Below are 16,905 nucleotides of genomic sequence, written 5' to 3' on the forward strand. Positions count from 1 at the left end.
CCGTTGCCGGGACGAGGCCGGCCGCGCAGACGATCACCACACACGCGGTCACGGCGACGAGCAGCACCGACCACGGCAGCCGGATCGGCACCGGCCGCCGACGACCACCGCCGGGTACTCGCCGTCCTCGCCTACCTCCGAGCTGAGAGCGGGAGAAGCTGACCGCCTGCCGGCCCTGCCGCACCTCCTGACACGGCGATGAAGCCGAGATGAAGCCGCGCCATGGTGCGGTGCTCGCATCATCGGATCGGACGGGTGGGGTTGCGCACCCGGCTGTGCGTTTGCGGGGGAGGCAGCGTGCTGCGGCGCTTTCTGGTTGTGCTGATAGTTGGACTGGTCGGCGTCTCGTCGTGGGGGGTGGCACCGGCCCACGCGGTCAGCGGCGGGGCGGCGGTACCCGCCGGGTCCTGGGGATTCGTGGCAAAGGTGAATGTCGGCGGCGCGCGGGCCTGCACCGGTGCGCTGGTCGCCCCACGGTGGGTGATCACGGCGGCAAGCTGCTTCGCCGTCGGCGGCGCCTCCGTGAGCACGGGAGCACCGGCCCAACCCACGACGGTGACGGTCGGCCGTACCGACCTGTCGGGCTCGGACGGACGGGCGCTGCCGGTCGTGCGGATCGTGCCGCATCCCGACCGGGACGTCCTGCTCGCCAAGCTCTCCCTGCGGGTCACCGACGTCGCCCCGGTGCCACTCAGCGGCACGGCGCCCGCCCCCGGGGACGCCGTGCACGTCGCCGGCTACGGCCGGACCGCGACCGAGTGGGTGCCCGACCTGTTGCAGGCGGCGCGGGCCGCCGTCGGCAGCGTCGACGCCGACCGGTTCGGCTGGACCGGGCAGGGTGACAACCCGGTGAGCGCCTGCCTCGGCGATGCCGGCGGCCCTGTGTTCCGCACCGCGTCCGGCGAACCCGAACTGCTCGGGCTCGGCCTCGCCTCCGGGCAGGGCGGCTGCCTCGCGGTCACCGGGACCCGGCACGGTGCGGACGCGGTACGCGTCGACAACCTTCGGAGCTGGATCACCTCGAACACTCCCGACGTCGTCAGCGCCTTCCGGGCCTACCACCACAGTTCGAGCGGGATCGGCGGCTCCGACCTGCTGAACAACAGCGACCAGGTGGTGCCCTTCGACTACGACCACTCAGGCAAGCTGGACCACCTTGTGGTGTACCGGCCGGGAACCGGCAGGATCGCCATCCTCCGGCACGCGCCGGACGACACGTACGTGCCGGTGTTCAACAGCGTCACCGGGATCGGTGGCTACGACCTGAAGAGCGCCGCCGACCGCATCGTCGCCTTCGACTACGACCACACCGGCAAACCCGACCACCTGGTCCTCTACCGCCCCGGCTCGAAAACCGTCTTCATCCTCCGGCACACCGCCGAGCACACCTTCATCCCCGTCTACCACACCACCACCCAGGGCATCGGCGGCTACAACATGGCCGACACCCGCGACCAACTCCTCGCCTACGACTACGAACACACCGGAAAGCTCGACCACCTCGTGCTCTACCGCCCCGGCGCCAGCACGGTCTTCGTCCTCCGGCACGGCACCGGCAACACCTTCAACGCCGTCTTCAGCAGCAACGCCGGGATCGGTGGCTACGACCTCAAGAGCGCCGCCGACCGCATCGTCGCCTTCGACTACGACCACACCGGCAAACCCGACCACCTGGTCCTCTACCGCCCCGGCTCGAAAACCGTCTTCATCCTCCGGCACACCGCCGAGCACACCTTCATCCCCGTCTACCACACCACCACCCAGGGCATCGGCGGCTACAACATGGCCGACACCCGCGACCAACTCCTCGCCTACGACTACGAACACACCGGAAAGCTCGACCACCTCGTGCTCTACCGCCCCGGCGCCAGCACGGTCTTCGTCCTCCGGCACGGCACCGGCAACACCTTCAACGCCGTCTTCAGCAGCAACGCCGGGATCGGCGGCTACGACCTGGCCGACAGCAGGGACCGGATCATCGCCTTCGACGACGAGCACTCCGGTGGCCCGAACTACCTGCTGCTCTACCGGCCGGGCGGGCACACCGCCTGGGTGGTGGGTCGGGGGCGGAATATTGCCGCCCCGCTGATGCCGGTCACGGTGTCACCCGCCGCCGACGACGAGACCTCCATCGTGGAGCGCTTCGACTATCCGGACGCGGCGGCGATTCTGGCGTCGCTGAACGTACGGCTCGTCTCCGGTGACGGCCACATCCTGCTCGCCGACTGCGCGACTCCGCCGGTGGGCAACGTCGGCGTGGTCAAGGTCTGGACCACCGAGCAGATCGGGCCGAACGCTGCCGGGTTGATCTGCTTCAGGGTGACCGCGCCGGTCGGACGACTCGTGCTGGAGGTGCCCGGGGTCTACGAGATCCGCGGTGACGGACAGCAGCCGGGGCACGGCCATCCGATGACCGCCGTCGTGACGACGGACTCGGGCTCGGCGACCTCGGTGACCGTCAACCCGTCCGGCAGCACCCAGGTCGGCATCGGCGCCGACCCGAACAACGATCCGACGACCCTGCTGGAGCTGCGGGTCCCCGCCTGACCCGGTCGACATCGAGGAGACGTGGTCACGATGAGCATCACACCGGTCCACACGGGTCGAGGCCGCCCCGCGATCGCCGCCCTGACGGTGCTCGCCGTACTGCTCACCCTGGTCGGCGTGCCGCGTACCGCGCCCGCCAAGGCCGACCCGGCGGCCACCGGCTGCGACCGGGACGCCGTGGTGATGGCCTGGCGCACCGGTGGCTCGCAGGTGCGCGTCGCCGCCGAGCAGGCGCTGCTCGGCGGCGACGCGGACATCTGCACCTTCCTGGACTCCGGCTGGAGCCAGCGTGGCCGGGTCGACGACCGGCTCGGTGTCAACCAGATGATGGCCGTCGGCGGCCCGGCGGTACGCGGTGCCGCCCAGCGCACGCTGGACGCGACCGACCAGGCGGCGCTCGGCACCTTCCTGGAATCCGGCTGGCAGCAGCCCTGGTGGACCGACCAGCGGGTACGCGTCGACCAGATGATGGCCTCCGGCGGCGCGCAGTTGCGGGCGGCCGCGCAGCGGGCGCTGGACGCGACGGACCCGGCGGCGCTCGGCACCTTTTTGGACTCGGGGTGGCGGCAGCCGCACCTGACCGACCAGCGGCTGCGGGTCAACCAGATCCTGTCGACCGGTGGCCCGCAGGTGCGCATCGGCGCGCAGCGGGCGCTGGACGCCGGCACCGTCGAGGCGCTGACCAGGTTCATCGACGTCGACTGGGCGGTGGCGGCAGCCCGCGACCAGGAGACGCAGACGCTGACCGACCTGGTCCGCGCCGCGGAGGTGGCGGGCGCCCGTGCCGAGGCGGAGACCCGGGCCGCCCGGGCCGAGGCGGACCGGGCGGTGACGGAGGCGGCGGCGGCCCGACAGGCGGCGCGGGCGGCGGCGGAGGCGACCGCCCGGGCCCAGGACGACGCGGTCGAGGCGGCGGCCGCGTCCCGGCGCGCCGCCGACGCGGCGGACCGGGCGGCGCACGCGGCCCAGCAGGCGGTCGGCGCGGCACGGGCGGCGAGCGCGGCGGCCCGGGTGGCCGCCGGTGCCGCGGCGCGGGCGGCCACGGCCGCGTCCCGGGCCGGGCAGGCGGCGTCCCGGGCGTACCAGTCGGCGGCGCTGGCCGCGACGGACGCGTCAAAGGCGAGCCAGGCGCGCGCCATCGCCGGTTACGCCCGGGACATCGCCGTCGGGGCGCAGCGGGCGGCCGAGGCGGCGGCCGCGGCCGGGGTGGCGGCCCGGCACGCCGGGGAGGCGGCATCGGCGGCCGCCTCGGCCGGCCAGCACGCGGCCGACTCGGCCGAGGCGGCGATCGAGGCGGGCAACTTCGCGGCCAGCGCCGGTGCCGACGCCTCGGTGGCCCGGGCCGCCGCCGCCCGGGCCAGGGCCAACGCGGATCGGGCGACCCGGGCGGCACAGGCGGCCGTCGCCTTCGCCGGCACCGCCGCGAACGCCGCCTTCGCGGCCCGGGACGCGGCCAACCGCGCGGCCGCGAACGCGAACGCCGCCGCGGCGGCCGCCGAGGACGCGGCCGACCACGCCGGAAACGCGGCCGAGGCGGCGGTCCGGGCCACCAACCACGCCAACGCGGCGGTCCGGGCCGCGGAGGCCGCCGTCGACGCGGCCACCCAGGCCAACGTGGTGTACGAGGCGGCCCGCGCCGCCGACGCCGAACGCCTGAGGATCAGCACCGAGCAGGGCCGTGAGGCCGCGCTCGCCGCCGCCGCCGAGGTGAACCGGCTGGAGGTCCGGGCCGGTTGGGACGCCGCGCAGGCAGCCCGCCGCTCGGCAGAGGTCGACCGGCTGATCGCCGAGGCGACCGACACGACGACGGCCGAAGCGGTGGCGGTACGCAGCGCGCGGCAGGTCGCCCTGGCACTGGCCAGTGCCGACGGGGCCTGGACCCGGGCGGCGGCGCTCGACGCGCTGGCCGGCCCCGACGCGATCGCGCTGGAGTTCGTGCACTCCGGGGTCGCGGCAGCGGCCGGCCAGGATGACCGGGCGACCCTCTCCGGCCTGATGGCCACCGGCAGCCCGGCGATGCGGGCCGGCGCACAGGCTGCGCTGGACGGCTCGGACGCGGACGTCGCGGAGTTCCTCCGCACCCGCGATTACCCGGGGCGTACCACCGAGGACCGGCTGGCGGTCAACCAGGTGCAGGCGGCGGCCCGGGACGCCGGAGACGTGGTCACGGCGGAACACGCGCAGCGGGCGCTGGACGCGGGCACCGGCGCGGCGCTGCGGCAGTTCCTGGAGGTCGGCCGGTTCACCGCGGCAGCGGCCGACCAGCGGGTCAGGGTCAACCAGATCCTGGCAGCGGACGGCAGCGGCCCGGAACTCAAGGCCGCCGCGCAGATCGCGCTGGACGGACCACCCGCCTTCCTGGCCCACTTCCTGGATGTCGAGCGGCATGCGGCCGCGCAACGCGACCAGGACGCGGCCGCGCACGACGAGGTGGTCTCCGCGCTGCTGGCCCAGGCCGCCGAGGTGGCCACGGTCGCGGTGCAGAGCGCGTTGGAGGCGCAGGCCACGGCGGCCACCGCCCGGAACGAGGCAGGCAAGGCCGCCGACTACGCCCGGCAGGCGGCCGAGTCGGCCGCTCGGGCCGCCGACCACGCCCGGCGGGCGGAGCAGTCGGCCGCGCGGGCGCAGGAGGCCGCGAACCGCGCCGCCGCCTCGGCCCGGACCGCCGTCGCGGCGGCGAACTCGGCCAACGCCTCTGCGAGGCGGGCCGCCCGCTCGGCGGCGTGGGCGCACGCCTCCGCCGAGCACGCCGCCGGCTCTGCCTCCGAGGCGTTCGCCTCCGCCACGAACGCGTACCACGCGGCGATCGCGGCGCAGAAGGACGCCGAACAGGCCCGGGCCGCGTACGCGGAGGCGTTCCACGCCGCGAAGCGGGCCGCCGCCGACGAGGTGGCCGCGTGGGCGTACCAGCAGGGTCTGCGGTGCGAGGCGGTGAACATCGACAAGGAGACCTGCCTCAGCAACGTCGAGAAAATCATCAAGGATCCTGCCAAGGTCGCCTACCTCAACGCCGGCGTCTGCGAGCTGCTCTACCAGGAGGGCAGCCAGACGTACGACGCCTGCCTGCGAGACGTGCTGAACCCACAGTTCGAGCTGAACCAGGAGCTGACCCTGGTCACGGCGGTCCTGACCATGGCGACCGCGCTCTTCACCGCACTGGCGGCGGCCGAGATCGCGGTGCTCGCCGGGGTGGCCGTCGCAGTCGGGATCGCCTACTGCGTCGGCGTCTGCGCGGCCCTGCTGCAGGCGTTCACCCCGATCCTGGCGCCGGAACTCGTCGGCCTGCCGACGGCCGGAGTCGGCATCGTCGCCGGTACGGCGGTCAGCGTGCGTACTGCGGCCATGCTGGAGCGGGCCGCCGTCGAGGCGCAGGCCCAGAACGGCGCCTTCGCCCGGCTCGTCTCGGCGATCAAGCTCTGCGGCCGCAACAGCTTCACCGTCGGTACGCCGGTGCTGCTCGCCGACGGCACGAGCCGCCCGATCGAGCAGGTCCGGGTCGGCGACCGGGTGCTGGCCACCGATCCCGCCACCGGCACCACCAGCGCCGAGCCGGTCACCGACATCCTCACCGGTGCCGGCGTCAAACGCCTGGTCGAGGTCACCGTCGATCCCGACGGCCGGGGCGGCGCGGCCCCGACGACGCTGCATGCCACCGCCGAACACCCGTTCTGGGTGGCCGACCTCCGGCAGTGGGTGCAGGCGGGCGAGTTGCGCGCCGGGCAGTGGCTGCGGACCGGCACCGGAAGCTGGGTCCAGATCACCCGGACCGGGCACCGGACCGAGCCGGCCACCGTGCACAACCTCACCGTCGCCGTGCACCACACCTACTACGTGGGCACGGGTGCCGGTGCGGTACTGGTGCACAACTCCTGCCGCGACTACGTGTGGGCACCGGTGCCCGCGCCGGTCGACGTGCTGCCGGCCCAGTACCGGTGGCATCCGAGCCAGGGCATGCCGGTCATCGGCCGCTGGCCGGAGAACGCCGTCGTCCGGGAATGGCCGGGACACACCTTCTTCGACATCCCGCGCCCGATGTGGAACGCACAGCTCAACGACGCCTGGATCCAGTCGATCGTCAACCAGCGCGGTACGGTCTACGTGGGCTCGCTGACCAAGGGAAACTACTGGCACAAGGGTCGGCACGAGCCGTCCACCTTCGCGCGGGAGATCCAGCAACTGCTGGACAACGGATACCGGTGGCAGGGCGACCACCTCGTCCCGCCGCCGCGGTAGGAATCGGCGGGTGATGTCGAAACCCACGGTGGCGCACCTGCTCGGCCGGCAGTTCGACGGCTATCCGGCGGTCGGACTGCCGGACGGGCGGGACGCCGTGGTGGAGTCCGTGGTGCTCGACTACCTCGGGGCTCCGGCGGGCGAGCGGCGGCGGATGCTGGAGGCGGTTCGGCCGAGGGCGGCCGGCGTGCTCAGCGCGTACGGGCAGCGGATGGCGGCGGTCGCGGTCCGGACCGGATCGGTCGTCCCGCTGCGCCGGGCGGTCGTGGCGCTCGGCATGGCGGACGCCCGGCTGCCTGACCCCCGCGACAATCTCGTCGTCCTCGCCGCGGTGAGCCACAGCGCGCGGATCCTCGGCAGCACCCTGAATCGGATTCTCGACGATGTCCGGCGCCACCTGCCGGAGCCGGCACACACCACGTTCCGGGCGTTCGTCGCCGGCAACGCGGGGCACGATTCACTATCGGCGATGGGGCTGGCCGTGTACGGCTCGACGGACGATTTCCGGTACGGCAGCGGGCCCACCACGCCGTGACCCGGAGGCGGTTCCCGCACGGGCCGGGCGTGCCGCCGGGCGCTGCCGCCCCGGGCTGACCGTCTCCTGACGCGGTTTCGGGTGGCACGTAGCGGCGTCGGCTCGCGGTGCCCGGCCGGCGGACTGTCGTGCTGCCCCGTTCTTGATCGGTTTCGGTTCGTTCTTTCACCAGCCGTTATTGATCAATTCGCGTACCCGTACCCGGTGACGGGACCCTCTATACTCGGCGCCACGCCCCCGCACAGTGAGGATGGATCACCAATCCAGATCTGCCCGGCCACGGGCCACGACCCTCGGAGGTCAAGTGCTCTACTTCTTCCTCAGTTACGCGCGAGGTGAGGAGGATGAACTTGTCCAGCGCTTCTTTCAGGACCTCAGCAAGGAAGTGCGACTCCGGGCTGGTTTGCCCGGCGATGCGGTGGTCGGCTTCGTCGATCGGAGCATCCAGGTCGGCGAGCGTTGGCCCCGACAGCTCTCCGAAGCGCTCTCCTCGTGCCGATCATTTCTCGCACTCATGTCCCCACGCTACTTCAAGAGCCCGGCCTGCGGCCAGGAGTGGCAGGCATTCGCCGACCGCACACATCGCTATGAGTCGGTAACAAAGGCAGACTCCTCGCTCCTCAAACCACTGATGTGGGTTCCGACCGTACCGTCGAAGATGCACCCGGTCGCCGAGCCCATCCAATACTTCTCCGACGCGCTCGGCGACACCTACCGGCAGTTGGGAATTCGACAGCTCATGCGGCTGCAACGGCTCCGGGACGACTACCGCGCGTTCACGTTCGAACTAGCCGAGCAGATCGTCAACAGCGTGGAGACGCACCGGTTGGCCGAGGGTGTGGCGGCGGCCGACTTCGCGACCCTGCCGAGCGCCTTTCACCGTAATCTTTGGGAGTCGGATGGCGATTCCAGCCTGGACGACAGGCCGCTTACGACACACCTCGTCGTGGTGGCACTACCACGCGTCGACATGGGCACCGTGCGCACCGCGCTCGACGTGTACGGCGACCGCGCCATCGACTGGGCGCCATACCGGCCACCGCTGTTGAGCCCGCTTGTCGAGTACGCGTGCAGGATCGCCGAGACTCACAGCGTCAATGTCCGGGTGGCCAGCCTGGACGAGCTTTCGATCCGAGCCGCGCATGCGCACGCGCACAACCAGATCATCGTGCTGCTGGTCGATGCCTGGGTGACCCGGTTCGACGAAATACAGCGTGCCCTGACGAGCGGGGGAAACGACCGGGTGCCGATCACCGCCGTTCTCATTCCGAAAAGCCGCGACGACCCGGAGACCCGCCAGCAGTGGCCGGATCTGTCGATGGCATGCCGGGGCATGTTCGGCAAGTTGGCCAACGACGACGAGCTGTACCGATCGGCGATCCCGACCCACGTGGCCTTTGGCCACGCCCTTCCCGACGTCCTCGAGGCCGCGCGGAACCGCGTGCACAGCGTGGGTACGGTGAAGCGAGTGCTGGAGGGTCCGGTGAGCACCGAACACGCGCGTGTGGACGGCCCCTGGATGAATCCGAGCTGACAGAAGGTGTGCAGGTGACACCCGCGAACACGACCACGCCAGGAAGCGGTCCCAGACGTCCCGGCAGCATTATCACGTTCTATTCGTACAAGGGCGGGGCGGGCCGGACGATGGCCCTGGCCAATGTGGCCTGGATTCTCGCCAGTTCCGGTCAACGTGTCCTCGCCGTTGACTGGGATCTGGAGTCGCCGGGCTTGCACCGCTATTTCCATCCCTTCCTGCTCGACAAGCACCTTAAATCGTCGCGCGGTGTGATCGACATGGTCCGCGACTACGCCGACGCGATGCTCGAGCCGCCCGCCGACAACGAGGATCCGGGCTGGATCTCGGCCTATTCCGACGTGCTGCGCTTCGCGGTTTCGCTGGACTGGAACTTCGAGCCACCCCCGGCGGGGCCGGGCGAGGAGCGCCGCAAGGCCGGTTACCTCGACCTGCTTCCCGCCGGGCGGCAGGATTCGACGTACACCACGGCGGTCGTCACCTTCGACTGGTCCGCGTTCTTCGAACGGCTCGGCGGTAACGTCTTCCTCGACGCACTCGCGAAGAGCATGCGGGACAACTACGACTACGTGCTCGTCGACAGCCGCACCGGGGTCGGTGACGGCGCCGGCATCTGCACGGTCCGGCTGCCCGACACCGTGGTCGCCTCATTCACGATGAACGAGCAGAGCATCGACGGTGCGGTGGCGGTGGCTGACTCGATCATGCGCCAGCGCGATGGCAGGAAGACCCGGCTGCTGCCCGTGCCGATGCGGGTGGAGGACGCCGAGCAGGTCAAGCTCGAAGCCGGCCGGGATCACGCCCGGCGCAGCTTCGCACCCTTTCTACCCCGGCTGACCGCAGAGGAGAGCGACCAGTACTGGGGCGACATCGAGATCCCGTACAAGCCCTTCTACGCGTACGAGGAGATCCTCGCGCCGTTCGGGGACCGGTCCCGGCAGGAGGGCACCCTGCTCGCCGCATACGAGCGCCTGACCCGGGAGGTCAGCGACGGCCGCGTGGCGCAACTGACCCCGATGGAGGAACGCCAGCGCCGACGCTGGCTGCCGGCCTTCGAGCGGGTGCGTGCCGGTACCGGGACGGATCTGCTGATCAGCTATGCGGCGGTGGACCGGATGTGGGCGGAGTGGATCGCCGGCGAGCTGACCGAGACCGGCCTGCGGGTAATCATGCGGGAGGTGGACTTCTCCGCCGCTGGTGTGGAAACCGACGTCAGCGGGCCGGAGGGCGCGGGGCAGATCGCAATCCTGCTCTCCCAGGACTATGTGCAGTCCCCCAACGCGGCCGAGCTGTGGAACAAGACCATCGACCGGGAGCCGCTGGACAGTCGCCGCTACCTGGTCGCGGTCCGGCTCGACAACGCCCGGATACCCGCCCCGTTCACCGAACGCGAGCCGGTCGAACTCGCCGGGCTGAGCGAGGAACGGGCCCGCGAACGGCTGATAGAGGCATTCGACCGCCCCCGGCCGCAGCGCCGGGACGGGTCCGCGCCCGAGCCGGGCATCGCACAACGGCACCGCTTCCCCAACTCCGAGCCGCCGACCTGGAACGTGCCCCCGCGTAACGTCGCCTTCCACGGCCGCCGGGCGCTGCTCGAGGACATCCGCAACCGGTTGTCCACCACGGAGACCGTTGTCCTGCCCCAGGCACTGTACGGTCTCGGCGGGGTGGGCAAGACCCAGACCGCCCTCGAGTACGCGCACCGGTTCCGCGCCGACTACGACGTGGTGTGGTGGATCTCTGCCCGGCAGCCGAGCGTGGTACGCGCCTCGCTGGCCGAACTCGCCGAGCAGCTCGGCGTAGCGGCCGGCAGCAGCGTCTCCGAGCGGGTGACCGACGTGCTCAACGCACTGCGCCGGGGCCAGCCGTACCGGCGGTGGTTGATTGTTCTCGACAACGCGGAGGATCCCGCCGAACTGCGGGACATCCTTCCACAGGGGCCCGGGCACACTCTGGTGACCACCCGTAACCAGGCGTGGGCCGAGAAGGCGAAGACGGTGGAGGTGGGAGTCTTCAGCCGGATGGAGAGCACCGCGTTCCTGCGGCGCCGGGCAAATCACCTCTCCGAGTCCGAGGCGTCCGTGGTCGCCAGGCGCCTCGGCGACCTGCCGCTCGCCATCGAGCAGGCCGGAGCCTGGCTGGCGACCACCGGCGAACCGGTGGAGCAGTACCTCGAGCGGCTCGAACGCCAGCTCCCGCAGATGCTCTCCGAGGAGCTGCCACCCGATTACCAGGAGACCGGTGCACAGCCGTGGCTGGTCTCCCTGGAGAGCCTGCGCGAGCGGAGTCCGGCCTCGGCGAAGCTCCTTGAGATCTGCGCGTTCTTCGCCGCCGAGCCGATTCCGATGTGGCTGGTCTACAGCGAACGCTTCGTGTCGGTGCTGGTGCCGTACGACCCGACGCTGCGCGACCCGGTGCTGATGGGGAGGGCGATCCGGGAGATCGGCCGGTACGCGCTGGCCCGGATCGAGGCCGGGCGGTCCGGCGTACGGGCCGACCAGCGGCGGCGGGCCGGCGACTCCGACGACGCCGGGCAGACGAGCATCCAGTTGCACCCGCTGGTCCAGGCGGTGATCCGGGCCTCGCTGCCGCCCGAGGAGGCCGCCGGCAACCGCGAGCACGTCCACGCGATCCTCGCCGCGGCGAACCGGAAGGACCCGGACCGGCCGGAGAACTGGAGCCTCTACTCGGACCTGTGGCCGCACATCGTCCCGCCGGGCACGATGGGTTCGGAACAGCCCGAGGTGCGCCAACTGCTTCTTGACATGGCCCGTTACCTCTGGAAACGGGTCGACTACACCACCTGCGAGGAACTGGCCACCGCCAGCATCGCGCAGTGGGAGCAGCGGTTCGGCGCGGACGACCCGCAGACGCTGCTGATGCGCTTCCACCTCGCCAACGTGCTGCGGCTGCGGGCACAGTATCCGGCCGCGCACGAGATCGACCAGGACGTGCACCAGCGGCTGCTCCGCACCCTCGGCGGCGACCACCCGTACACGCTGATGGCGGCCGGCAGCCTCGCCGGCGACCTGCGCGCGCTGGGCCGCTTCGTCGAGGCGCGCGACCTCGACGAGCAGACCGAGCCGCTGGCCCGGGACGTCTTCGGCGAGTTCAACCCCCTGGCGCTGAACGCGGCGCACAACCTCGCCGTGTCGCTCCGGCTCGTCGGCGACCTGCGCCGGGCCCTGCAACTCGACGAGGACACCTTCAACCGGCGCCGCGCCGTGCTCGGCGACCGGCACCCCAACACCCTCTACAGTGCCGGCAACTACGGACGCGACCTGCGCGACATCGGCGAGCTGCGCGAGTCGCGCCGGGTGCTGGAGCAGACCGTGGAGGCGCACCGGGAGGTGCTCGGCGAGGAGCACCCGGAGACGCTGCGGGCTATCAAGAACTACGCCGTGACGCTGCGGAAGATCGGGGAGTTCGCGCAGGCGCACGCCCTGAGCAAGGAGACGCTGAACCGCTCGCGGCGGCTCTTCCAGGGCCCGGACCACCCCGACGTCCAGGCATGCGCGATGAACCTCGCCTGCGACGACTCCGCGCTCGGCAACGACGAGGCAGCGCTGCGCCGCGCCCAGCCGGTGTACGAGTGGTACCGGCAGACCATGGGCGAGAACCACCTCTTCACGCTCGCGTACGGGAGCAACGTCGCCATCTTCATGCGCAAGAGCGGGGAGACGGACCGGGCGTACGAGCTGAACAAGGACATGGTGCAGCGGTTCACCGCGGTCGCCGGGGCGGACCACCCGTACACGCTGGCCGCCAGGATCAACCTCGGCAACTGCCTCTACCACCAGGGTGACTACGCGGCGGCCCGCCGCACCGACGAGGAGGACTACGCACGGCTCCAGCAGCTCCTCGGCCCCGACCACCCCGACACGCTGGCGGTCGCCAACAACCTGGCGACCAGTCTCACCGCCGACGGCGACCGGGCCTCGGCACAGGAGCTGCGCCGCTCGGTGCTACCCGTGTTTCGCCGGGTCCTCGGCGACGCCCACCCCAACACGATCGCGCTGGCCGAGGAGAACCGGCTCAACTGCGATCTGGAGCCGCCTCCGACGTAGCACCGACCGGCGTACGGCGTGGCTGGACGAGCGGACCCCAGGTCCGCTCGCCCGCGCCGTCCTCGTCGCAGGTCACCGGCTCCAGCCAACGGGCCAGCCCCAGCGGGTCCGCCTCGCGGCCCCGGCGGCGCAGTTCGGTGTGCACGGCGAGGCAGAGTTCGGGTGACTCGAGCCGCACCGGGTACCCGTCGTCACGCTGACACGCCAGAATCAGGCCGATCCACGCGTCCAGCGGATCCTCGCCCACCGCGATCTGCGCGCGGTACGCGTCCCGGGCCGCCGCCAGATCGCCGCCGACCAGGGCGAGGTCGCCGACGGAGAAGCCCGGGTCCGGCTCCCGGCAGAGTGCGGCGAACCGTGCCGGGTCGGTCAATCCCAGCCGGGTCAGGTCCAGCCGGGCGCTGAAGGTGAGCAGCCGCTCCGCCCGTGCCTCGACGCTCACCTCCACCCAGCGGGCCGGACATGGCTCTCCGGCATCGAAGAGGTCGGCGAGCCGGAGCACGGCAGCCGGATCCGGTCGGCGGTTACGCAGCCGCCAGCCCACCCAGTGGTCGGCAGCGGCGTCCCGGGCCAACTGTTGTGCCAGCGGCGAGGCCGGTTCGCTCCACCACAGCTCCTGCGCCCCACGCATCGCCGCGAGGAAACGCCGTCCGGGCGCGGTGAACCGGTTCGCCCTGACGAGGGTGTCGTGGGTCCGCCAGACCCGGTCGCGCCAGCGGACGAACTCCGCCTCCGCGAGCTGGGCCGGACCGCCGGTGAGGAGGGTGCGCTGGATCCGCCAGAAGTCAGTGACGGCGAGGAACGCGTACACGCCCTGGAGGACCGCACCGAGCGGGCGGGGGTCGTCGCGCCAGGGTGCGTAGTAACGGGGCCGCTCGTCTCGCTGGTACAGCTCGACGACGTCGAGCACGGCGCCGAGCTTCGCGTGTTGGAACTCGTGCACCAGGCCGAGCCCGAGGGCGGTCCCGTCCGCAGGCCGGGTCATCGCCGTGGCGCCGAAGGCGTCCATGCTGGTCACGTTCACCCCGGCGGTGCTGTCCGGCGCGTCGAGCGGCACCACCGTGGTCAGGCCGGCGGCGATGCCTTCGGCGTACCGGCGGTGGTGCCGGGTCAGCATCGACCATGCCGAGCTGAGCGCGCCCTGCCAGTGCCGTACCTCGGCCTCGTCGAGCCGATCGGCCGCGCCGAGTTGGTGGCGGTCCCGGAACGGGTCCAGGTCGTCGAGGAGAAGTGTTATGCCGATGCCCTCGCTCTCGGCCCGCAGCGTCCGCACCGCCAACCAGTTCTCCGTGTCGCGCCCGGGCTCCGCGGGAACGGTCAGCGTACCGACCCGCAGGACGCCGTCGCGGTGGTGGACGACGGCCGGTGCCGACGGGTCGACCAGGGCTATGCCCCGGCCGGGGAGCACCACGGTGCCGTCGCGCGGGGTGAGGATCAGTTCGAAGTCCAGGCCGGCGCGGGTCGCCGCGTCCGCCGCCACGCAGCCGAGATAGTCGAGATCCGCCGGTGCGGCTGCGCCGTCCCCGCCACGGTGCAGCCGCCGGAGCTGTTCGGCCAGCCAGGTGCCCAGGTGCGGGTGGGCGAGGGCGACCGGCCCGAGGTCGGGTCGCCGCCGGGTCGCGGCGACCAGGAGCGCGAAGTGCTCGTGTACGGGGCTCCGCTCCGGCAGGCCGTCCAACAGCAGCCGCAGATGCAGCATCCGCTTGCTCAGCTGGCCGGCGCGCAGCCGGTCGATGAGCGCCGGGTCGCCCAGGCCACGGCCCAGTTGGTCGAGCTCGGCGTCAGCCAGGTGATGCGTGTGCATGGGTACCATCCCTCAGGCCGGTCAGATCACTGCGGAGCCGCGCCACGACGTGGCGAATCAGCCGCTCCAGGTCCGCGCAGTACACCGAGGGGTTGGCGAAGCCGGACGCCGCACGGTAGCGGTGAGGGTAGTAGCCCCCGCCGCACACCTGATGCACGGCACACCGCTGGCAGTCGTCGGCGAGTCCCGCCGCTCCGGCCTGGCGCGCGCGTACCTGCGGATGGTACATCGCGGCGTCGAGGGAATCGGCGAAGACGTTCAGGTCGGTACGGACGGCTCCCGGGTACGTCGACCGCAACGTGTCGACCTGCTCGTAGGCACCGTCCACATTAATCACCACCGTGGCGACGGGACTCAGTCCCAGCGTCTCGGTCCGGCTGGGGACACCGAAAGACAGGCGGATCAGCTCCTCGAAGAGGCGCACCCTGGTTTCCTGGACGGGTGCGCCGTACTGCCGGTCGAAGACCGCGATCAGCCAGTCGCCGTATCGGGTGGCGCCGGGGTGCCAACCGGGGGGCGGACGGTCCCAGTGCGCGTGCGGCAGCAGGAAGTCCACCATCGGCGGGTCGTACTCCAGCAGTGCCTCGTAGGTGTGCACCGGGTCGTTCTCGACCTCCACCACGCAGAGGATGCCGGCGAAGACCTCCGGCCGGGCGCGCAGCATCCGCAGTGCCCGGTCCGCCGCCGGAAAACTGCTGCGCCCGTTGCGGTAGCGCCGGTGCCGGTCGTTCGCGACCCGACCGCCATCCAGGCTCACCCCGACGCGCACTCCGGCGGCCGCGAGCCGATCCAGGTCGGCGCCGGTCAACAGCACGCCGTTGGTTTGCACCGCGACCTCCGCGACGGTCCGCTCCGGCAATGCCGCACGCAGCCGGCCGACACGCTCCGCCAGCAGTGCGGAGCCGGCGAGCATGGGCTCTCCACCGTGGAACACCACTCGTACCCCGGTGAGTCTGTGCGTGCCGGCGTGCTCGGCGATCCGTTCGCAGGCACGGTCGAAAACGGCACCGTCCATGATCGCCGGCGCCCTACGGGCGCTCTGGTCGGCCAGTTCGTACATGTAGCAGTAGTCGCAGGCCAGGTTGCAGCGCGACTGCAACTTGACGACGTATTCGCGGAACGGAACCCCTCGCCCCTCCGCACGGACATCCGGCGGCGTCGATCGGGTCGGCTCCGTCGGCCGGTTTGTGGCAGGTGGTCGAGGAGGCACTGGCGGCATGGCCTACATGGCCGAGTTCCATCCGGCCACCACGTCGTGGGGCTCTTCGATGTCTTCGAGGATCCTCCGTAACGAGCCGACGAAGACGGTCTGCGGCAACTCGTTGAGCTTGGCCAGGCTCACGCCGGTCAGATCGACAAGGTCGAAGTGAGCACTTTCGGCCGAAGGTTCCATGCAACCCACCCTGGGTGATCGATACTGCCCCTAGCATCCGGCAATTCGGCGCATTACGCCGAAGGACACGCCAATCGCAGAGCAAATGTTAGCGGTCTTGACGCCCCGGCGAGGACCGACCCGACGGCCGGCAATCATGCCACCGCGTGCGACCGTCCGCCGGAGGATCGTGTTTGGCTCGTCCGGTGGAGGTTAGTCGCAGGTCCGCCCATCCGAAGGAACGGAGGTTGGCTGATGGATGAACCGGCGACACCCCCGATGCGGACCGGTGACGAGATCATCGCGCGTCAACGGGACATCGCCGCCGTCCAGGGCGAGGCGTACCGGTTGGCGGTCGAGGCGATGGCCGTCGAGAACGGCATCCGGGAGGCCCGTGCCGGCGGCTACCTGATCGGGTTCAGCACCCGGGCCGCCGAGGGCACCTACGCCGCCCGGGACGGCCGGCTCGTCTGGACCGAGCCGCCCCCAGACGCGAACACCCACCTGACGGTCGTGGTCGCCGACGCCGGTGACGGCCGGTTCGTGCCACAACTCGACGTCACCGTCACCGTCCTCTCCGGCGGGGACGGGCTGTTCACCACGAACCTGCCCTTCCTGTGGCACCCGTTCCTGCACCAGTACGGAACCAATGCCCGGGTGCCCGGCGAGGGCCCGTTCGACGTGGCCGTCCGGGTGGGGGTGCCCCGGTTCGTACGCCAGGACCCGCTGGACAGCCGGCACTTCGCCGAGCCCGCAGAGGTTTCCTTCCCGGAGGTCCGGTTCCGGACCGGGACCAGGCTGCGCCGGTAGGCC

The 16,905-nt window shown here is 71.6% G+C and carries 9 protein-coding genes; 6 read left to right on the forward strand and 3 right to left on the reverse strand.

What is annotated here, in order from left to right; genetic code table 11:
• Positions 1–297: 297 nt before the first annotated feature.
• The 5 genes from ACN28C_RS31190 (at position 298) to fxsT (ending at position 12,916) form a co-directional block, all read left to right on the forward strand.
• Complete coding sequence (locus tag ACN28C_RS31190) at positions 298–2,547, forward strand: S1 family peptidase (RefSeq protein ID WP_422771061.1); 2,250 nt, start codon at positions 298–300, stop codon at positions 2,545–2,547.
• A gap of 30 nt (positions 2,548–2,577) precedes the next feature.
• Complete coding sequence (locus ACN28C_RS31195; protein ID WP_422771062.1) at positions 2,578–6,780, forward strand: polymorphic toxin-type HINT domain-containing protein; 4,203 nt, start codon at positions 2,578–2,580, stop codon at positions 6,778–6,780.
• A 13-nt stretch (positions 6,781–6,793) separates the two neighbouring features.
• The gene (locus tag ACN28C_RS31200) at positions 6,794–7,315 is read left to right on the forward strand and encodes a hypothetical protein (protein WP_422771063.1); all 522 of its coding nucleotides are present in this window, start codon (positions 6,794–6,796) and stop codon (positions 7,313–7,315) included.
• A gap of 304 nt (positions 7,316–7,619) precedes the next feature.
• Entirely contained in the window at positions 7,620–8,849 is a 1,230-nt protein-coding gene (locus ACN28C_RS31205) for a TIR-like protein FxsC (RefSeq protein ID WP_422771064.1), read from the forward strand.
• Between the two features lie 14 nt (positions 8,850–8,863).
• Positions 8,864–12,916 carry an FxSxx-COOH system tetratricopeptide repeat protein gene (gene fxsT / locus ACN28C_RS31210; RefSeq protein WP_422771065.1) on the forward strand — a complete coding sequence of 1,351 codons (4,053 nt, stop codon included), beginning with the start codon at positions 8,864–8,866 and terminating at the stop codon, positions 12,914–12,916.
• Here the strand turns inward: fxsT and ACN28C_RS31215 are convergent.
• The 3 genes from ACN28C_RS31215 to fxsA are packed head-to-tail and all read right to left on the reverse strand — an operon-like array spanning position 12,885 to position 16,113.
• Positions 12,885–14,720 (reverse strand): HEXXH motif domain-containing protein, encoded by a 1,836-nt coding sequence (locus tag ACN28C_RS31215; protein ID WP_422771066.1) that lies wholly within the window; start codon positions 14,718–14,720, stop codon positions 12,885–12,887. The genes fxsT and ACN28C_RS31215 overlap by 32 nt on opposite strands.
• Positions 14,698–15,939, reverse strand: a complete 1,242-nt coding sequence (locus tag ACN28C_RS31220; RefSeq protein WP_422771067.1) for an FxsB family cyclophane-forming radical SAM/SPASM peptide maturase — start codon at positions 15,937–15,939, stop codon at positions 14,698–14,700. Before ACN28C_RS31220 ends, ACN28C_RS31215 begins: the two co-directional genes overlap by 23 nt.
• A gap of 3 nt (positions 15,940–15,942) precedes the next feature.
• Positions 15,943–16,113, reverse strand: a complete 171-nt coding sequence (gene fxsA, locus ACN28C_RS31225; protein ID WP_421491208.1) for an FxSxx-COOH cyclophane-containing RiPP peptide — start codon at positions 16,111–16,113, stop codon at positions 15,943–15,945.
• Positions 16,114–16,347: 234 nt separating this feature from the next.
• Here fxsA and ACN28C_RS31230 point away from each other — a divergent pair, with 234 nt between their 5' ends.
• On the forward strand, positions 16,348–16,902 hold the full coding sequence (locus tag ACN28C_RS31230; RefSeq protein ID WP_422771068.1) for a hypothetical protein: 555 nt from the start codon (positions 16,348–16,350) through the stop codon (positions 16,900–16,902).
• Positions 16,903–16,905: the final 3 nt, after the last annotated feature.

Source organism: Plantactinospora sp. WMMC1484, from assembly GCF_049315195.1.
GTDB lineage: Bacteria > Actinomycetota > Actinomycetes > Mycobacteriales > Micromonosporaceae > Plantactinospora.